The sequence below is a fragment of the Gordonia sp. LMA167 genome, from assembly GCF_058130025.1.
The window spans coordinates 33,424-52,808 of record NZ_CM176708.1 but is presented as its reverse complement, the minus strand read 5'-3'; the positions used below and the strand labels follow the sequence as shown (position 1 = coordinate 52,808).

General features: G+C 67.6%; 18 protein-coding genes. 12 read left to right on the top strand and 6 right to left on the bottom strand.

The window, feature by feature from the left end:
- The first annotated feature begins 83 nt into the window (after window positions 1-83).
- Window positions 84-1,586, top strand: coding sequence for an MFS transporter (locus ACVT6V_RS00255; RefSeq protein WP_489897833.1), 1,503 nt, complete (start codon window positions 84-86; stop codon window positions 1,584-1,586).
- Here the strand turns inward: ACVT6V_RS00255 and ACVT6V_RS00250 are convergent.
- Window positions 1,573-3,234, bottom strand: a complete 1,662-nt coding sequence (locus ACVT6V_RS00250) for a helix-turn-helix domain-containing protein (RefSeq protein ID WP_489897832.1) — start codon at window positions 3,232-3,234, stop codon at window positions 1,573-1,575. The genes ACVT6V_RS00255 and ACVT6V_RS00250 overlap by 14 nt on opposite strands.
- A 208-nt stretch (window positions 3,235-3,442) precedes the next feature.
- Between ACVT6V_RS00250 and ACVT6V_RS00245 the strand changes: the two genes are divergently transcribed.
- The 10 genes from ACVT6V_RS00245 to ACVT6V_RS00200 all read left to right on the top strand — a co-directional run bounded on the left by ACVT6V_RS00245 (window position 3,443) and on the right by ACVT6V_RS00200 (window position 11,822).
- Window positions 3,443-3,892 (top strand): GlcG/HbpS family heme-binding protein, encoded by a 450-nt coding sequence (locus tag ACVT6V_RS00245; protein WP_489897831.1) that lies wholly within the window; start codon window positions 3,443-3,445, stop codon window positions 3,890-3,892.
- 189 nt (window positions 3,893-4,081) lie between these two features.
- Window positions 4,082-4,801, top strand: coding sequence for an iron-containing redox enzyme family protein (locus ACVT6V_RS00240; protein WP_489897830.1), 720 nt, complete (start codon window positions 4,082-4,084; stop codon window positions 4,799-4,801).
- Window positions 4,802-4,871: 70 nt separating this feature from the next.
- Entirely contained in the window at window positions 4,872-5,255 is a 384-nt protein-coding gene (locus tag ACVT6V_RS00235; protein WP_489897829.1) for a Rieske (2Fe-2S) protein, read from the top strand.
- On the top strand, window positions 5,252-6,478 hold the full coding sequence (locus ACVT6V_RS00230; RefSeq protein ID WP_489897828.1) for an NAD(P)/FAD-dependent oxidoreductase: 1,227 nt from the start codon (window positions 5,252-5,254) through the stop codon (window positions 6,476-6,478). The genes ACVT6V_RS00235 and ACVT6V_RS00230 overlap by 4 nt, the downstream gene beginning before the upstream one ends.
- 1 nt (window position 6,479) lies before the next feature.
- Window positions 6,480-7,940, top strand: a complete 1,461-nt coding sequence (locus ACVT6V_RS00225) for an aldehyde dehydrogenase family protein (protein WP_489897827.1) — start codon at window positions 6,480-6,482, stop codon at window positions 7,938-7,940.
- Window positions 7,941-7,983: 43 nt separating this feature from the next.
- Window positions 7,984-8,340 (top strand): Rieske (2Fe-2S) protein, encoded by a 357-nt coding sequence (locus ACVT6V_RS00220; protein WP_489897826.1) that lies wholly within the window; start codon window positions 7,984-7,986, stop codon window positions 8,338-8,340.
- The gene (locus ACVT6V_RS00215; RefSeq protein ID WP_489897825.1) at window positions 8,337-9,935 is read left to right on the top strand and encodes a gamma-glutamyltransferase; all 1,599 of its coding nucleotides are present in this window, start codon (window positions 8,337-8,339) and stop codon (window positions 9,933-9,935) included. The genes ACVT6V_RS00220 and ACVT6V_RS00215 overlap by 4 nt, the downstream gene beginning before the upstream one ends.
- Window positions 9,922-10,365: a RidA family protein gene (locus tag ACVT6V_RS00210; protein ID WP_489897824.1), complete on the top strand. Its 444-nt coding sequence runs from the start codon at window positions 9,922-9,924 to the stop codon at window positions 10,363-10,365. Before ACVT6V_RS00215 ends, ACVT6V_RS00210 begins: the two co-directional genes overlap by 14 nt.
- Complete coding sequence (locus ACVT6V_RS00205) at window positions 10,362-11,153, top strand: DUF1275 family protein (protein WP_489897823.1); 792 nt, start codon at window positions 10,362-10,364, stop codon at window positions 11,151-11,153. The genes ACVT6V_RS00210 and ACVT6V_RS00205 overlap by 4 nt, the downstream gene beginning before the upstream one ends.
- 60 nt (window positions 11,154-11,213) lie before the next feature.
- Window positions 11,214-11,822, top strand: a complete 609-nt coding sequence (locus ACVT6V_RS00200) for a VOC family protein (protein ID WP_489897822.1) — start codon at window positions 11,214-11,216, stop codon at window positions 11,820-11,822.
- Window positions 11,823-11,948: 126 nt separating this feature from the next.
- Here the strand turns inward: ACVT6V_RS00200 and ACVT6V_RS00195 are convergent, their stop codons facing one another.
- From ACVT6V_RS00195 to ACVT6V_RS00175, 5 genes are read right to left on the bottom strand one after another with little or no spacing between them, the layout of a single operon-like run.
- Window positions 11,949-13,550 (bottom strand): ABC transporter permease, encoded by a 1,602-nt coding sequence (locus ACVT6V_RS00195; RefSeq protein WP_489897821.1) that lies wholly within the window; start codon window positions 13,548-13,550, stop codon window positions 11,949-11,951.
- Window positions 13,547-14,359: an ABC transporter ATP-binding protein gene (locus ACVT6V_RS00190; protein WP_489897820.1), complete on the bottom strand. Its 813-nt coding sequence runs from the start codon at window positions 14,357-14,359 to the stop codon at window positions 13,547-13,549. The genes ACVT6V_RS00195 and ACVT6V_RS00190 overlap by 4 nt, the downstream gene beginning before the upstream one ends.
- A gap of 1 nt (window position 14,360) precedes the next feature.
- A complete protein-coding gene (locus ACVT6V_RS00185; RefSeq protein WP_489897819.1) occupies window positions 14,361-15,440 on the bottom strand; it encodes an ABC transporter substrate-binding protein in 1,080 nt (359 codons plus the stop codon).
- A complete protein-coding gene (locus ACVT6V_RS00180; RefSeq protein WP_489897818.1) occupies window positions 15,437-16,882 on the bottom strand; it encodes an FAD-binding oxidoreductase in 1,446 nt (481 codons plus the stop codon). The genes ACVT6V_RS00185 and ACVT6V_RS00180 overlap by 4 nt, the downstream gene beginning before the upstream one ends.
- Before the next feature lie 11 nt (window positions 16,883-16,893).
- The gene (locus ACVT6V_RS00175; RefSeq protein WP_489897817.1) at window positions 16,894-18,171 is read right to left on the bottom strand and encodes an amidohydrolase family protein; all 1,278 of its coding nucleotides are present in this window, start codon (window positions 18,169-18,171) and stop codon (window positions 16,894-16,896) included.
- 168 nt (window positions 18,172-18,339) lie between these two features.
- Between ACVT6V_RS00175 and ACVT6V_RS00170 the strand changes: the two genes are divergently transcribed.
- The gene (locus ACVT6V_RS00170) at window positions 18,340-19,308 is read left to right on the top strand and encodes a LacI family DNA-binding transcriptional regulator (RefSeq protein ID WP_489897816.1); all 969 of its coding nucleotides are present in this window, start codon (window positions 18,340-18,342) and stop codon (window positions 19,306-19,308) included.
- Window positions 19,309-19,385: the final 77 nt, after the last annotated feature.

Below are 19,385 nucleotides of genomic sequence, written 5' to 3'. Positions count from 1 at the left end.
GATCGGTGATGTCGGGTGGAAACATGCCGTATAGGTTTTCCGCCGCGGCCCGCCGGCCGCCGCGGTCTCGAGCAGGGGACGGCATGGCATCTCAGAGCGATGAACGCACGACGACGTCGGCATCAGCCGGTGATTCCGGCACACCGCTGGCACTGGCGGCACTGCTCACCGGCACCCTCGTCGGAACCGTCAGCAACAACGTCGTCAACGTCCCCCTGACCGAGATTTTGGCCGACTTCGATGCCCCGCTCGGTCGCGGAGTGCTCGTCGTCGTCGGCTTTCTGCTCACCTTCGCCGCAGCCATGCCGCTGGCCGGCTATGTCGCCGACAGGTTCGGCCGGCGTCGGGTCTACTGCGTCGCATTGGTGGCGACCGCGGTGTGTTCGGCGGGCGCGGCAACCGCGCCGACGCTGGAAATCCTCATCGCGTGGCGCGCGGTGGGCGGCCTCGCCGCAGCGGTGTTCGCCCCGGCGGTGATGGGGCTGATCGCCTGGCTGTTCGGCCCGCACCGGCGGGCCCGTGCCGTTGGAGCCTGGGCCAGCGTGAACGGCATCGGTCAGGCGGTCGGTCCGTCCGCGGGCGGCATCATGGCCGATGCCTGGGGATGGCGCTGGGTGTTCGTCCCCCTCATCCCCGTCGCCCTGCTCGGGTGGGTGCTGACCGTGCGGACCGTGCCGCGGTTCCCGGGCCGGCTGATGCGGCTCGATGTGGTCGGGGCAGCCACCGTGACGGTCGGCTCCGGGTTGCTGATCCTCGCGGTCACCCTGGTCAGCGTCGACAGCGTGAGTACCGCGGTCGTGATCGGTCTGGCGTTGGTCGCGGTGGTTCTCCTCGGAGTTGCGGGATGGCACTGTGCCCGGGCCACCACACCGTTCATCGATGTCCGTGCCGCCGCCGAACCGCGGTTCGTGCGCAGCGCCTGCGCCGCCTTCACCCAGATGTTCGCCCTCGGCGCGACGCTGCTGGCCATCCCGCTGTATCTGGTGGACACGATCGGCGCCAGCACCAGCTTCGCGGGTGCGGTCCTGTTCGCCCTGCCGCTCACGATGGCTGTGTTGGCGCCACTGGTGGGCGGTGTCTCGGATCGGGTCGGGGCCCGTCGTGTCCTGCGTGCCGGACTGGTCGTGCTCATCGCCGGGCAGAGCGCACTGGCCGCGCTGACCGGCACCACCCAGAGCGCCGGATGGATGGTCGGCGTGCTCGTCGTCGCCGGATTCGGTGTCGCGATGGTGCAGACCCCGGCGGCCGCGGGTTCGACCCGCTCGACGGTCGGTGCACAGGGGACCGGGCTGGGGCTGTTCAACCTGATGCGCTTCGGCGGCTCCGCGGTGGGGGCGGCGTGGGTCGCCGTCGCGCTCGACCACGGTGGCTTCGGTCTGCTCTTCGGCATCTGCGCGGTGGTGGTGGCCGCCGGCCTCGCCGCATCGTTCCTGGGAAGCGATCCGCAGCCACCGCGCCTGGCCGACGTCGAACCGGGGCAAGGCGATCCCGCGGAAGGCGATCCCGCAGTAGGCGACGCCGATGACAAGCTGTCCGATGTCGAGCCGGGCGCCGGCGATCGGCCCGAGGCGCTCAGACGAAATTGACCTCTCGCTCCACCGATCCGCTCAGCTGGTCGAGCAGTTCCAGGCGCGCCGCCAGCCACACCGTGAACTGATTCTCCGGAACCTTGATGTCCAACCCGATCGTCCGGGAGATCCGGTCCAGCTTGGACAGCATGGTGTTGCGGTGCATGCTCAGCGCCCGTGCCGCGGCATTGACGTTGCCGCCGTGCTGGAGATAGGCGAGAAGGATGTCGTGCAGTTCTGTGCCGGCTCGGATCGGGCCGAGCACATCGCGTACGAGTTGTCGGCTCCGCTCGGTTTCGGCGATCGGTTCGAGCACCCCGTAGGACCGGAGGTCGCGGTAGGAGACGGCGCCGCTCAGCTGCATCCGGGATGCGATGCCGAGCGCCACACGTGCCTCGCGGTAACTCTCCCGGATCTGTGACGCGCCGACGGCCACCGCGCCGTACGCCACCGGTGATCGCGCGTCATGCCCGCGGGCGGTGAGCTCGTCGGCCATGGCGATGGCGTACTGCGCGACCTCCTCGTCGAGCTCCGCAGGCGTCGTCGACCGCAGGGTCCGAACGACCACCAGCACATCGCCCAAAACTGTGACGTAGGACCGAACATCCTTGTGCGGCAACAGACTCGCCGCGAAGCGAGCCAGCCGCAGCAGGCTGCTGCTCCCGCGCGGATCGGCCGAGTCCGGACCGCGCGCGTGATCCCGGGTGATGAAGACGGCGAACGTCGCCTCCAGGTCGATGTCGTGATAGCCGGCGCGCGTACGCATCTCGTATTCCGAGGCGAAACCCCCGTGCACGAGTGCCTGCACGAAGTCACCGCGTGCACGTTCCTCGGCCTCCTCGACGCTCCGTTGCCGCAACATCTCCGACCCGATGATCGCCGTCGCCTGGTGCGCGACCACCACATGCTGCGCCAGATCATGCTCACCCGGTCGGTGTCCCGGACTCAGGATCACCACCCACCCCTCGAAATACTTGCCCAGCCGGATCGGACTGGCGATGCCGGTCCACACGTCCGAGTCGACGTCGAGCACGACGTCGACGGTGTCGTCGAGCTTGGTGGGTGAGCTGCCGGCTTCGGCCAGCCGGGCGCTCAGTGCGGGCGCCACCGACTCGACCACCTCGGCGGCCAGTCCGTGCTGGGCGACGAGCTCGCAGCGTGAGTCGAGGGCCACCGCGGGTGAATGCGACAGCGCGGACACCTCGCGCAGCAGCAGCGGCATGCCGGCCCCGCGGTGCAGCAGACCGGCCAGCGACTGGTGCACATGGGTGGCATAGCGCATGACATGCACTTCCTGGGTGAGTGCACGCTCGGCGAGCAGCCTGTTCAGCGCGGCGAAGCCGATCGGGAAGCCCATCTCGATGACGACCAGACCCGGCGGGATCGTCTCGCCCGACAGCGCGGCCGGCAACGGCCCGTCGACGATGACCGCGGGCGCGCCCCGCGCCACCAGCGAGCCGAGGCTGGACGGCTTCGCGGCCACCGACTCCGGTCGCGCGTAGACGACGGTGGCGACGAGTTCGTCGTATCGGGTCATCACCTCGGAGAACGGCAACGCCCAGGAGACGGCCGAGTCGCCGGACGTGTCCCCGGCGACGACGCGGGCCCCCTCCATCAGGGGTTCGTCGAGCAGGCCGCTCAGTGTCAGTCGTGGGTGGGGTTCCATCGGTCCTGCTTTCGGTTGGTCGTGCGGATTGGGCTGCGCACCGCCGGACCTCTAGTCAATTACCAAGCCAATCCGCACCGCTCCATGTGCACAGTAACCCGGAGCCGGCTGGTTTTCAGGTCAACTTCGACAGCTCGCGGATCGTCGAACTCCGGTTACATGTGCAGTGCGTCAACTTCGGCGGCAACTCACACGAAAGCGAACTGACATGCATCGAATCCTGCGTATCACCCTCGACGACGCGCTTCCGGTTCTGGCGGCCGGTCGCGCGAAGGCGGAGGAGATCGGCGTCCGTCAGACCCTGTGCATCTGTGATGACGGTGGCAACGTGATTGCGCTGCACCGACTTCCCGGCGCGCGCCTCACCGGCGTCGAGATCTCGATCGCGAAGGCGTTCACCGCGGCCGGTCACGAACGCGCCACCCATCTGTTCAACGAACCGCCGAACGGCCCGGCCCTGCCCGGCAACGAGGCCTTCGGCATCAGCCACATGCTTCCCGGCAAGTTCGCCACCTTCGTGGGCGGCTTCCCGCTCGTGGTCGACGGGCAGATCGTCGGCGGGGTCGGGATCAGCGGCGGCAACGGCGAACAGGACAAGGCCGTCGGTGCTGCGATGCTCGCCGAATTCGACGCGGTCGTGGCGGCATCCGTCGGCTGAGGGTGCACGTTGGCCAGGTTCGCGCCGGTGGTTCGGTCACAGTGACCGTGGTGTCACGCCACTGCGCTACCTAGCCTGGAACCTGTCGAAACATGCTCATCGGTAACAGGTTTCGATTATCCATCTCGCAACGTCGCGAGTTCTGCGGCCGCAGACCCGGCCGAGACAGTCCATGAAGGGAACCCAAGAATGTCGACTCTGCTCGGGCGCGACGAGTTTCGCGCCGCCCTCGAAAACGCGATCAAGGGACGTGAGGCCAAGGATGCCTCGTTCAGCAAGGCATGGGCCGAGGGCAAACTCGAGAAGAAGCATTTCGCCCGCTGGGCGGAGAACCACTACCACTACGTGGGACCGTTCGCCGACTACCTCGCGAACATCTACGCCAACACCCCGGACGAGTTCACCGACGCCAAGGACTTCACTCTGCAGAACATGTACGAGGAGGAACTGGCCGACATCCGGCACACCGACCTGCTCATCAAGTTCGGCGAGGCCTGCGGCACGTCGAAGGAGCGAATCGAGAACCCCGACAACATGAGTGCGATCACCCGCGGCCTGCAGTCCTGGTGCTACGCGGTGTCTTCGCGTGAGCACTTCGTGGTCGCGACCGCAGCACTCGTGGTCGGCCTCGAGTCGCAGGTGCCCAGCATCTACAAGAAGCAGATCATCCCGCTGCGGGAGGTCTACGGGTTCACCGAGGACGAGATCGAGTTCTTCGACCTACACATCACCTCCGACGTCGTACACGGTGAGCGTGGCTATCAGATCGTGCTCGACTGCGCCGACACACCTGCGCTGCAGCAACGCTGCCTCAAGCTCGTGCAGTGGGGTGCGGAGATGCGTTTCTCCTACACCAAGGGCCTCTACGACACCTACGTCGCACCCGACCTGGAGCTGTCCGGAGTGTGACGCCGCGGCCCATGAGGGGTGCCGGACGGTACCCCTCATGGGCGAGGTGACTTGGAAGAAAGTGAGTGAGATGGCCAGCGATTCCACCGATGCGGTCGGTGTGCCCGAGGACGGATGGCTGCCCGCGGCAACCACACGTGAACTCCGTCGGCGGCGCAAACTCCGCGTGGAGATCGGCGACACCGCGATCGCACTGTTCGCGGCCGGTGAGCGGATCTATGCCTTCGCCGATCTGTGTGTGCACCAGGATCGTTCCCTGGCCAAGGGCACGATCCTGCACGGCCGGGTGATCTGCCCCGGCCATCAATGGCAGTTCGATCTGGAGGACGGCTATGAAGCCGACCAGGACATCTGCCAGCCGACCTACGACGTCCGCCTCGACGGCGACACCATCTACGTGAACCTGACCGCACCGCGGGCCGCCGCCGGCGGCGAGCAGAGGAAGATCTCATGAGGATTCAGAGCGTTGCCATCGTGGGTGGCGGTCAGGTGGCCGCGGTCACCGCCCGAACCCTGCGCCGGCGCGGCTTCGACGGCACCATCACGATCGTCGGCGACGAGCCGCATCTGCCGTACCAGCGCCCACCGCTGTCGAAAGAGTTCCTCACCGGGGACGGGGCGGTCGAGCCGCTCGCGCTGTTGGCACCGAAATGGCTGGCGAACAACGAGATCGACATCCGGACCGGGATGCGCGTGGACAGCATCGACCCACACGACCGAACGCTGGCCGGCGCCGACGGGACATCGCTGAGCGCCGACGTCATCGTCCTCGCGACCGGCGGACGCCCTCGGCGGCTCCCCGGCGTCGGCGACGGATCCGATCGCATCCACCACCTCCGCACCATCGACGACGCCAACCGGTTGCGTCCCCGGCTCGCCGCCGGCGCACGCATCGCCATCGTCGGCGGCGGATTCATCGGCCTCGAGATCGCCGCCACCGCAGCGGGACTCGGTGTCGAGGTGACCGTCGTCGAGCGTGCCTCCACGATCCTCACCGACCGCCTCGGTGCGCAGATGGCGACCTACTGCACAGATCTGCACCGCGCCAACGGAGTGGACTTGCGGTGCGGCGTGGCCCTGGCCGGGATCGAGGAGGGATCGTCGGGCGTGCGCATGACCCTGTCCGACGGACAGACGATCGAGGTCGACGACGTGATCGTCGGGATCGGGATCGAACCGAACACCGAACTCGCGCGCACCGCCGGACTCGCGGTGGCGGACGGCATCGTCGTGGACGCGGTGGGTCGGACGTCGGTGCCCGGGATCTACGCGGCCGGCGACGTCGCGAGCCGGTACTCGGAGCGTGCCGGCGAACACGTGCGGGTCGAACACTTCGACAACGCCAACCGGCAGGCCGCTGCCGTGGCGCGATCCATTCTGGGCGACCACGTCGTCGAGGACGGCCCGCACTGGCTGTGGTCGGATCAGTACGGGATGAACCTGCAGTTCGCCGGCAACACGGCGGACGCGGACACATTGGTGATCCGCGGCGACGTCGCCGACAACGAGTTCACCGCGTTCTATCTGCGCGATGGGGTGCTCGACGGCGCGTTCGCCGTCGACCGCGGCGAAGACATCATGGCGGCCCGGGAACTCATCGGCCGTCGCATGGACGAGAGATCACTGGCCGACGAGGACCTGGACCTGTGGGAACTGGGCGAAGAGATGGTGAGCTGACATGACCGACAACATGACCGGGGTCAAGGGCGCCAACCTCGTCGATGGCGCATGGGTAGCCTCCGAGACGGGACAGACGTTCACGAGCATCAACCCCGCCGATCCGACCGATGTGGTCGGGACATTCCCCGAGTCGTCAGCACGCGACGTCGGCGCCGCGGTGGACGCGCTGGAGAAGGCGGCCCCCGAGTGGGCCGCCACACCACCGGAGCGCCGTGCCGCGATCCTCGAGCGCGCCGCCGACCACCTCGAATCCCATGCCGCAGAACTGATCGCCGAACTGCTTCGCGAAGAGGGCAAGACCCGCGCCGAGGCGACCACCGAGGTCGGCCGGACACCGATGAACCTGCGCTTCTACGCCGGCGAGGCGTTGCGGTCGGGTGGGGCCACCTATCCGACGGCCGGCAAGACCCTCGTGTACACCGCCCGCGAGCCGGTCGGCGTGGTCGGGGCCATCACCCCGTGGAACTTTCCCCTCAACATCCCGTCCCGTAAACTCGGTCCGGCACTCGCAGCCGGAAATGTGGTGCTGTTCAAGCCTTCCGAGATCACCCCGCTGATGGGGCAGCGACTAGTCGAGGCACTCCTCGCCGGCGGGCTGCCCGCACAGGCGATCGCGTTGATCCACGGTGGTGCGACGGCGGGCGCCGCGGTGGTCACCGACGAGCGGGTCGCGGCGGTGACCTTCACCGGCTCCACCGATGCCGGGGCCGCCATCCACGCCGGGATCGGCCCCCACCGACGAGTCCAGTTGGAGATGGGTGGCAAGAACCCCACGGTCGTGTTGGCCGACGCCGACATCGACTTCGCGGCCGCATCAATCGTCAAGGGTGCGTTCGGGTTGTCGGGACAGGCGTGCACCGGCACGAGCCGGGTGGTGGTCGTCGACGAGATCCACGACGCACTGGTGTCGGCGGTCCTCGCCAAGGCGGGTGAACTCGTACTCGGCTCCGGGAGCGACGACGGTGTCACCATGGGCCCCCTGGCGAGTCAGGCACAACTGCGGAAGTATCAGGACTATGTCGAGATCGGTACGGCAGAGGGCGCGACCGCGCGCGTCGTCGACGTGGCGCGGCCGGAGTCGGACGGCTATTTCGCCGCACCGGTGGTGTTCACCGAGACCACGCCCGATATGCGCATCGTGCGCGAGGAGATCTTCGGTCCGGTGCTGGCCTTCCAGCGGGTGCGGGATCTCGACGACGCCATCCGCACCGCCAACGACACACGGTTCGGCATGAGTGCCGCGATCATCACGGGTGATCTGAGTCGGGCCATGTCGTTTGCCGACGCATCCCGCACCGGGCTGGTGAAGATCAACCAGCCGACGACCGGCATGGCGATGAACGCACCGTTCGGTGGTTACAAGGCATCGAGCACACAGATCTCCAAGGAGCAGGCCGGACCGTCGATGATGGCGTTCTACCAATCCGAGAAGACCGTCTACCTGACCCCCGTCGACTGACCCGCGGGTCGGATGACATCGACGACAGACACGAGGTATCACCATGGAATTCAGACGAGTTGCCCGCTCGGGCCAGGTCACCGAGGGCATCGTCCGCCGGTTCTATGCCGACGAGTACGAGTTCGCGATCTCGCGTCTCGACGGCAAGGCGTACGCGACGTCCAACTACTGCTCACATATGGACTGTCTGTTGTCCTCGGGCAAGCTCGTCCAGGACGGTATCGGATGTTCCTGTCACGGAAGCGCATTCGACCTCGCCACGGGTGAGCCGATCTGCCCGCCGGCCACCGAGCCGATCAAGACCTATCCCTGCGAGGAACGAGACGGTGAGATCTTCGTCGGCATCGACCCGGCGGAGCCACCCGAGGGGCCCCGGCGACGCAAGGCCCGCCAGGCATGACCGGGCGATCCCGACCGCCGACCATCGCCTCGCGGGGAATGGTCGCCACCAGCCATCCGCTGGCGAGCGCCGCGGGACTCGCGGTGCTCGCCGCCGGCGGCAACGCCGTCGATGCGGCGCTCGCGGCGGCGGCCACCACGTGGCTCACCCTGCCGGGGCAGTGCGGTATCGGCGGCGACGTCTTCGCGGTGGTGCGCGAACCCGACGGTCGGATCTGGACGGTCAACGGCAGCGGTTACGGACCCGACGGCGGAACACCCGACTTCTACCGCGAGCGCGGGCTGTCGGCGATTCCGCTGGACGGCGCGCTGGCGGTCGCGGTGCCCGGCGCGCCCGCGGCGCTGGCCGCGCTGCATGCCGGCGGCGGCACCCGGTCCCTGTCCGAGTTGTGGGCCGGCCCGGCCCGGCTGGCCGAACGCGGCATCCCATGCTCGGCGAAAACCCGTGACGATGTGGCCGATGCGATTCGGGCGATCCGCGACGACCCGCTGTTGCGGTCGGTGTTCACCGACGACGGGCAGGTGCCGTTGATCGGTGATCGCCGCCCTCAGCCCGAACTCGCGGCGACCATCCGCGCGCTCGCCGACGACCCACTGTCGATGTACTCGGGGGACCTCGCGCAGCGATGCGTCGAGGCCCTGGTCGCGGCCGGGGCACCGTTCTCCGGCGACGAATGGCAGGCCGGCGCAGACGTGCACCCCGAGCCGGCGATCAGCGCGCGGTATGCCGGGGCGGTCATCCACCAGACGCCGGTACCCTCGGCGGGCTGGATGGTGCTGCACCAGGCCGGACTCTGTGACGGTGACGTCGGAATGACGCCATGGCTCGGTGCCGAAGCCGTCGACCGGCTGGCCCGGGCGGCGCGAATGGCCTTCGAGGACCGATTTGCGCTCTGCGGGTCCGACAACGACGGTGCCGCAACGATCCTCGACCCCGACCGGGTGCGGTCGCAGCGCGCCTCGTTGGCCGGAAGGATCACGGCATCAACCGAATTCGCGGTGTCCGGCGGTGACACGACGTCCCTCGTGGTGGTCGACGACGAGGGCCGATCGGTCAGCTTCATCCACTCCCTGGCCTTCACCTTCGGCGCCAAGTTCAGTGTCCCCGGCACCGGCATCGTGCTGAACAACCGACTCGGCCGCGGCGCGTATCTCATCGACGGGCATCCGAACGAGATCCGCCCCCGGCGCAAGCCACTGCACACGCTCAATGCCTGGGTCGCGACCGACGAACAGGGCGAACTGCTGGCCGTCGGCAACACTCCCGGCGGCGACGGCCAGGTGCAGTGGAACATGCAGGTGATCTCCCATCTGCTCGACCATGGCCTCGATCCGCAGGAGGCGGTCGCGGCACCGCGATTCACGGTGTTCCCGGGCTCCGACGCGAATGTGATCGGCGCGCGGCACGCGTTGCGTGTGGAGAACACGATGGCACCGGCAGTGCGCTCGGCCCTCGCCGAGCGCGGCCACGACGTCGCGGTTCTCGAGGCGGAGTCGGCCGGGGGCAGCGCGCAGGTCATCTCCCGCGACCCTCGCGGATTCCTGCTCGGCGGCAGTGACCCACGACAGGAGGGGGTGGCACTTGGCCTCGAATGAGAGCACGTCGATCGCCGTACCGGTTCCGCGCGGGAACTACATCCCGGCGACCCGATCGGGAGCGACCATCCGGACGGCGGGCATGACACCCCGCCGCGGCGGTGAGCTCACGGTGGTGGGCAGGGTGGGGGCGGACGTCGGCGTCGACGAGGCGCGCGACGCGGCCGCGCTCGCGGCCACCAATGCGGTGGCCGCCGCGCGCTCGAAGGTCACTCCCGGCGAGGGCCTCACATGCCTGGAGATGACCGTGTACGTGGCGTGCGCGCCGGACTTCACCCGCCTGTCGGCGGTGGCCGATGGTGCGACGGGAGCACTCGCCGGTCTTCTCGCCGACGGGCAACTCCCCGCCCGCAGCGCCGTCGGAGTCTATGCGCTGCCGGACGGTGCGCCGGTCGAGGTCGCGCTCGTCGCGGAGGCGGTGGCCCGGTGAGCACCGAGACCACCGGCACCGGGGAGACCACCGGCACCGGGGAGACCACCGGCACCGGGGAGACCACCGGCACCGGGGAGACCACCGGCGCCGCGAAGACTGCTGCGCCCGCACGGGTTGCGCGTCGCGATGACGCCTCGCTGCATCTCGGCTTGATGCTGGCGCTCACCTTTGTCACCGGAATCGTCGACGCCGGAGGCTATCTCGGACTCGATCGGGTCTTCGTCGGGAACATGACCGGCAACGTCGTGGTCCTCGGCATGGGTGCCGCCGGGGCCGACGGGCTGCCCGTGCTCGGTCCCGTGCTGGCGTTGGCCACCTTCGTCGTCGGGGCCGGCATCGGCGGGGTGAGCCTGCGCGCCCACACCAGCGGCTGGAGCAGGTGGGTGACCGCGGTGCTGCTATCGTCGTACCTGCTGGTCGCCGCGGCTGCGGCTCTGGTGGGCCTGATCCATCCGACTCCCGGAATCCAGATCACCGCCGCGATGATGACCGCCGCCGCCATGGGTATGCAGGCGGCCGCCGCGCGCAAGGTCGGGGTCACCGACGTCACCACCGTGGTCGTGACGTCGACCATCACGGTCTGGGCGATCGAGCTGTGGGCACGTCCGAGCTGGGCGACGTTCGCCAACCGCCGATTGCTGGCCATCCTGGCGATCTTCCTCGGCGCGCTACTCGGCGCGTTTCTGCTGACCGTCGGACCGCTGTGGCTGGTCTTCGCGGCCGCGGCCGCGGTGGGCGCGTCGGTGACGGTGATCGGCGACCTGCGGACCGGGCGTACGACCTGAGCGAGCATCGGTCAGGAATCGAGAAGCGTCGAGGGTGCGCCCCGGAATAGCGTCATGGGCATGACATCAATAGCTCACATCACCCTCGAAGTTCCCGACATTGCGGCCGCACAGGTCTTCTACGACAAGGCCTTCGGCATCGGCGACCGGTTGCGTCTGCGTGCCGGTGCAGAGCCCACCTCCGGATTCCGCGGTTTCGTCCTATCCCTGGTCGCCGCCGACCCCGGCGTCGTGGACTCGTTGATCGCACCGGCACTCGACGCCGGTGCCACCGAGATCAAACCCGCGAAGAAGTCGTTCTGGGGATACGGTGGCGTCATCCAGGCCCCCGACGGTGCGTTGTGGAAGATCGCGTCATCGAGCAAGAAGGACACCGGTGCCCCAGCGCGCCAGATCGACGACGTCGTGCTCCTGATCGGCACCTCCGACATCGTGGAGAGCAAGAAGTTCTACACCGAACACGGTCTGGACGTGGCAAAGAGCTTCGGCCGCAAGTACGTCGAGTTCGCCAGTGACCCCGGCTCGGTGAAGCTCGCGCTGTACGGCCGCAAGGCCGCGGCCAAGGACGCCGGGGTCGACCCCGACGGCAGCGGAGCACATCGACTCGTCATCGGCGCTGACGCGGGTCCGTTCGTCGACCCGGACGGCTTCGCGTGGGAAGCCGTCTGACGCTCGTCGCGGTATCGGCGCCCGCCGACATCCGTCCACAAGGCCTGTCGCCAGATACATGTGGCGTGCAACGTGTATCTGGCGACAGGCCTTGTAAATCGATGTCGGCGGACGATCGAGCGGCAATCACCCTCGCATTCGTTTCGCGGCGATCTGCTCGGCGGCCCCGACCAGGGCGTAGGCGACGACGCTGACGGCGATGACCGCCGCGATCGACGCCCACAACTGGTCGTAGTCGAATGCCGGGATCGCCTTGATCATCGAGGAACCCAGACCTTCGCCGGTGCCGAGCCACTCCGCGATCAACGCGCCGACGAGCGATGCCGGCACTGACATCCGTGCGGCGACGAAGATCGACGGCACAGCCGCCGGCACCGACGCCATGCGCAGTTGTTGCGATCGCGACGCACCCAAGGCCTTCGCCAGGTCGATGGCGGCCGGTGGCGCGGACGCGAGGCCGGTCGCGATGATGACCAGCGCGGGGAAGAACACCACGATGCCGCCCAGTACCGCGACGGTGGCCGTGCCTCGACCGAACACCAGGACGACCAGTGGTGCGAGTGCCACCAGCGGCACGGCTCGCAGCAGAGTCGCCACCGGCATGACGGTGTGCCGCACTGTTGGCAGGAGCAGGAAGAGCCCGGCGACCAGGCCGGCGGCAACCATGCCGGCGGTGAACCCGACGGCCGAGTCGAGCAGGGTGGTCGTCAGATTCGATGCCAGCACCGACGAGTTCGCCGTATCCGACAGATATGCGGCGACATCGGCCGGTGTGCGTCCGACGCGCCCGCTGACCTGCGGGAACAGCGCCAGAAAGCCGGACCAGATCACCAACACGACGAGGGTCGCGGTGATGATCTGGCCGACGAAGCGCACGGCGGCATGGCCACCGGCGGTGGTCGGCGGCGAGGTGGCAGCGCTCGCCAACTCGATTCCCAGCAGCCGCGTCAGAATCCTCTCCGCGCCGGCGAACGCGGCGTAGCCGACCCCGGCGAGCAGTCCCGCGGCGACCGCCATCCCCCAGGTGCGGGCGATCTCGAACGAGCCTTGTGCAGCGGTGAGCGCCACCCCGATACCCGTGTCCACGCCGCCGAGATACTCACCCAGGATCGCACCCAACACGGCCGCTGGGGCGGCGATCTTCAGCGTCGCGAACAGGAAGGGGAGCGCGGAGACGATCTGCACCCGCCAGAGCCGAGCCAATCGTCCACCGCCATAGGCGGTCACGAGTTCCAGCGACTGCCGGTCGGCGGACTTGATCCCGTTCAGCGTGCCGATCATCGTCGTGAAGTACACCGAGATGGCGGCCAGGAACACCGACGGAGTGGAGCCGCCGAACACCACGAGGACGAGCGGGCCGAGGGCGAGCAGCGGTGTGCAATAGCTGATGATCGACACCTGGGTGGCGATCACCTCGAGCGCCGGCACGAGCGTGACGACCAGTGCGGTCGCGACGGCGAGCGATGTCCCCCAGACGAAGCCCTGCAGCGCCGACATCGCCGTGACCCCGACATTCGGCCCGTACAGTGACCACCCGTCGGCAAGCATCGATGATGCGACCGCACCCGGACTCGGCACGGTTCCGGCCGCCGCGAAGACGGTCGCCGAGGCGACCCACCACAACGCGATGACCGCCACCAGACCGGTGATCCCGGACCACCGCACCGACAAGCGCACTGCCATCGGACGAGGGAGGGCGGTGCGGTTCGCCACCGTCACGGCCGTCATGACGCCACCTCGACGGAATGCGTGTCGAACAGCAGCGCGGAGATCTCGTCGCAGTAGGCATGGAATTCGTTGCTGCGCATCATCTCGACGGTGCGCGGTCGGGGCAGGTCGATCGGCAGGGTCGCGACGACACGACCCGGCCGGGCACTCATCACCACCACGGTGTCCGACAGGAACACCGCCTCGGAGATCCCATGTGTGACCATCAGAGTCGTGGCCGGCCGTTCGGTCCAGATGCGCTGCAACTCGAGATTCAACCGTTGCCGGGTCATGTCGTCGAGCGCGCCGAACGGTTCGTCGAGCAGCAGGATCTGCGGCTGGTTCACGAGCGCACGGGCGATCGACACGCGTTGGCGCATCCCACCGGACAGGTGAGCGGGTTTGGCGTCGGCGAATCCCTGCAGTCCGACGAGCTCGATGAGGTCGTCGACCACCCCCTTGTCGGGTTTCGCGCCCGCGATCTGCAGAGGCATACGAATGTTGGCGGCGACACTCCGCCAGGGCAGCAGGGCCGAGTCCTGGAATGCGATACCGAGTCGACCGGCCCCTCGGATCTCGTCGGGGGTGTGGCCGTGCACCGTCACGTCGCCCGATGTCGGGTTCTCCAGTCCGGCGAGGATGCGCAGCACGGTCGATTTGCCGCATCCCGACGGGCCGACCAGGGACGTGAACGATCCGGCCTGCGTGGCGACATCGATACCGGCCAGCGCGGTGACCGTGGATCGTCGGGTCCCAAACTCCATTCGGAGCCCGGACAATTCGATGCCGGACGAGGTCTGCAGCTGTGCTGCGGAACTGGTGTCAGTCATGTCAGATGAGGGTGGGGTCGGCGGAATAGAGTTCGGCGAGCACGGACATGTCGAACAGGTCGTCGGCCGACGACGAGATGCCGGCGCGGCCGAGGGAGGAGATGTTCGCGGCGATCTGCTCGTCGGTCAGGAGGAACAGTCCGTTGGCCGACGTCTGCGGCGTGCTGACGAGCGGGACCATTGCCTGCAGCAGCTTGGTCTGTGTGTCGAGATCGAGTTTCTGGTCCGCGCCGTACTTGCTCACCGCGTAGGCGGCTCCCTGCGCGGGATCGGCGATGGCGTCGCGCCACCCCTTGATCTCGGCGCTCAGAAACGCCTTGACCATGTCCCGCTGATTCTCGATCGCCGACACCGGCACCACGAACGTCTGCGCCGCGATGTCGAGGCCATGATCCTTGTACATGAAGTAGCTCGTCTGTAATCCCTTGGCTGCCAGAGTGATCGGCTCATTCGTGGTGAACGCCGAGAGTGCGTCGATCTCGCCGTTGGCCAGTGGTGACGGATCGTACTGCACCGGAACCACCTTGACCGACGAGGTGTCGATGTTGTTGGCCTTCAGCAACGCAGTGAAGATCGGCACGTTGTGGTCGGCGACACCCACCTTCTTGCCGACCAGGCCGGCGGGAGAGGTGATGGGCGCGCTCGCCGGCGAGAGAATGCAGTTCGGGCTGGTTTGCATGGTGGCGCCGACGATCTTGACGGGGACACCTTTGGCCACCGCTGCACCGGCATTCTGCGGTGTGGACGTGCCGACCCACACCTTTCCGGTGTCGATGCCGGCCTCGACGCCGGTGGCCGCGGCACCGCCGGCGATCAGCGACACCTCCATGCCGGCCTGTGAGTAGTACCCGCGCTCCTCGGCGAAATACTCCCCGGCGAAGTTGGCGTTCTTGATCCAGCCCAGCTGCATCGGCACCGAACCGTACTTCGTGCCATTCTGGGTGACCCCGAAGGTCGATGCGGCATTGGATGATCCGCTGCAGGCGGCCAGCGTGGCGCCGCCGGCGACGACGGCGCCGGTCATGCCGAGCAGACGCAGAAAGCCGCGACGGTCCATCGGACGGGCGGATGGCGTGGTCATCGGTGATCTCCTGAGGTGGACAGACGAGAGGTATCGGTGAGTCGATAGGACCATCCACTGCTGGGCAGGACGGTCGAGGCGTGGACGTCGTCGGTGCGTTCGTCATCCGACTTGCCCTGAGCCAGGAGTCCGTAGGGATCGACCTCGCGTTTGAAACGGGACTCGTTGTCGGTCCACGGTTTCATCCCACTCGATTTGAGAGTCGGGGTGTGCGTGTTGGCGATGACCAGGCCGGCCTCCTCGAGGCGCCGGGTCATCTCGGCCATCTGTTCCTGGTTCTCGAACTCGAAGACGGGTGAACCCTGCGCCGACAGACCGCCGTCGATGCGTTTCATCTCGAGATGGATGGGACCGACGTCGGCGAAGTCGTCGGCGATCCGCACGATGGATTCGTAGAGATCGCGATGGGGGTAGAGCGCGAGGAGGCCGATCAACTTCTTGTTGTGTCGCTGGTAGTGCAGCATCGAGTGGCCCCAGGTGAACTCGTACAGGGGTGCGCCGTAGCTGCCCTCGCCCTCGGCGCACTCGTACCGGATGGTGCCGTCACACATCTGGGCGAGGTCGACGACGTTCGGCATGTTGTGATCGGCGACCATGAGCAGAACGGCTGCATCACCGTCGGGGACGTGATCGGCGATCTTCGGCAGATACGTCGGAAGGGGATGGGCGTGCGGGGAGACCAACTTCTTGAGCATCCCGTCGCTCTCGCAGATGTCGATAGAGAACCGCACGGCAGCAGCGAATGTCGCGAACGTGATGATCGCCTCGCGCCAGTTCCACGCGGGTGCCGTCGGCATCTCGACCTCGGTGATGATGCCGTTCGCGCCGTACGCATGATGAACGGTGTTCACATCGGCGCCGGTCAGCTCGATGAGTCGTGGCTCGTCTTCCACCGTCATGATCTCCACCGCGGTGATGTTCCCGCGGTCTCGTAGGATTCCCCACTGACAGCTTCCGATTCCCGCATGTCCGCCGGCGATGTAACCACCGATCGTGGCGTGTCGTGCGGTCGACGGATGGTGGCGCAGTTCCCAACCCGTGGGCCGTATCTCGGTGTCGATGTCGGCGATGACGGTGCCGGTGAGCGCGCGGACGGTACCCGGCCGCGCGGCGACCACGCCGCTGATGGAGGTGACATCGATGATGGCCCCGCCCGTCAGCGGCACACCTTGACCGAACTGTCCGCTGCCGGCGCCGCGGATCGTGATCGGTACCCGGTGGCGGGCGCACGCGGCAACGGTCTGCCGCAGTTCGTCTTTCGTGCGCGGCGTGATGTAGATGTCGCCGGTCTTGCCCTTGAGGACTTCACGCAGTACGGGACTCTGCGCGAAGCGGTCGCGGCTCTTGAGCTTCACCTTGCGCGGCTCTGCCGTGTGGTCGATGCCCCCGAGTGCAGCAGACAGTGCTGCGATCCCGGTGAGATCGGTGTTCGTGATGGACATGGTTTCCCTTCTCAGATGTTCTGGTAGAGGCGGGCGACGCGGTCGCCGACGTCGTGTACGAGATCCGGGTTGCGTTCGTGGACACCGCAGCTCACGCGGGTGCCATCGACGTACACGCCGGTGATGTCACTGGCCGACAACGACAACACCGCCAGCGCCCACAGGTCGGTTGGGTCGGCGTCGCGCACCGGATGTGCCGGTTTCAGTGCCACGAAGTCGGCGCGTTTGCCCACCTCGAGACTGCCGACCCGGTCGTCGACCCCGAGGACCTGGGCACTGCCGATGGTGTGCAGCCGCAGGATGTCCCGGGCACTCATGACTGAAGCCGACTGCGCGAAGGCCCGCACCAGGTAGAGCCCGGTGCGCATGTTCTGGAACGGGTCGGCGACGTCGGCGCTCGCCTGGCCGTCGACGCCGAGGCCCACTCGGATTCCGTCGGCGAGATAGCCGGCGATGTCGGGGATTCCGGACCCGAGTCGGCCGTTGGACAGCGGATTCCACACCATCGACACACCGAGTCGCGCTGCATCGGAACGGATCTTGTCCGTGGTGTGGATGAAGTGCGCGAGGATCGTGTTGTGGTCGACGCGCCCGGCAGAGACGAGGTCGTCCCAACTCGCCTGCTGGTCGGCTGCGACGCCGGGGTCCTCCAGAAGGTGCGCGTGCTGGCCGAAGCCGAGGTCGCGCAGCAGGTCGGCCTCGGCCCGCATGTCCGTGACAGCCATGAGCCCCGTGGTGTTCACCGACAGCCCGAACATCGCATCGCGGGTGTCGGCGGCGAGTGCGGCGAACTTCTCGATGTCGGAGAGGCGTTCGGCCGGCGACGCGGACCGCGTCGACGAGAAGGAGTAGACGGTGTGCTGCGGTGAGTCGAGTGCGGCCTGCCATTGTTCGTCGGGTCCGCCGCCGAAGTCGTGGGTGTGGTTGCAGACGGTCGTGATCCCGTTGCGCAGCAACTCGTCGTGACCGAAGGCGGTGAACGCGTACATGTCACCGTCGGTCAACAGCGGACCGAATCGCTTGTGCAGTCGTTCGATCCAGGCGAAGGTGCCACATCCGTCGGCGAGACCACGGAATGCGCTCTGCCAGAGGTGACTGTGCGCGGAGACGAAGCCGGGCAGCACCAGTGCCCCGTCGAGATCGACGACGCGTGCGCCACCGGGATGGTCGCCGACGCCGACAGCCGTGATGACCCCGGCCTTCGTCTCGAGGTAACCGCGAAACGGATCTGCTCCCGGTTCGTGCACGGGGAACACCGTCGCGTTGATGTACGCGGTCGTCATCGTCATGCCACTCCTGTCCGCCCACCGCAGAGATGCGCAAAAACGTTTTAGCAACGCGGTCCAGAATGCCTCCCGAGCGTTACGGTCACGTGAACTCGCTTTACACTTGCGTTGCAAAATCGTTTTTCACAGCGGTTTCGCGTACATACAAGGCATGCGGTGGATAGGAGAGGCGTGAGTCGACCGACGATCAGAGACGTCGCAACGGCGGCGGGTGTCTCGGTGACGACGGTGTCGCATGCCCTCAACGACAAGGGCCGGCTCGACAACCGCACCCGCGAACGGATCAAGGACATCGCCGCCGACCTCGGCTACTCGGCGAACCCGCGCGCCAGGGCCCTGCGGACCGGCAGCGGCAAGACGATCGGATTGGTCACGGCACTGGAGGCCGACCAGTCGCCCGATCGGGACAGTCGTTTCGACTGGTACATGCGTACTGCTTTTGCCGGTGCGACGGAGGCCTTGCGGCAGGGGTATGCCCTGGTTCTCATGCCGCCATCGGATCAGCGGACCTGGATCAGTGAGGTGTCGGTCGACGGTGTGCTGCTGATCGATCCGGACCCGGAAGGCGATCTGTTGACCACGCTGCACGCCCGTGCGATCCCCGTCGTCGTGATCGGTGGCGTGGCGGACGGGTCCGCGGTGGCTTCGGTGTCACTGGACCGGTCGAGTGCTGTGTCTCTCGTGTTCGACCACTTCACACGCAACAAACGGGGTCGTCCCGCGTTGCTTGTGGACGACAGCCGGCGGCAGATGATGGTCGGCACACTCGACGCCTACCGAGCGCTGTGCGCCGACATCGGCGTGACGCCCATCGTGGAGGTCATCGACACCAGTGCGGGTCGCACGCCGTCGGCGGCCGACGCCACCCGCCGGTTGCTCGCTGCTCACCCGGGCGTCGACGGCATCTACGCGCCCCTGGATTCCATTGCCATCGGTTGTGTTTCGGCCATTGCCGATGCCGGCGCGGATGTCGAGGTGGTGACCGCGGAGGGGATGGTCGCGCGCTTGTCCGGGCTGACCGGCGTGGATACTCGCCGCGAGGAACAGGCGGCTGCGGCCGCGCAGATGCTCATCGAACTGATCGAGACGGGAGCGGTACCCGGTAGTCGGGTCTTCGAAGCGAGCATTGTCGAGCGGTGAGTGGGGACTGGTTGACCGAGACAATGGAGGCGGCCTGACGCCTCGTCGCGGCTCCCGCGCTCGCCGACATCCGTCCA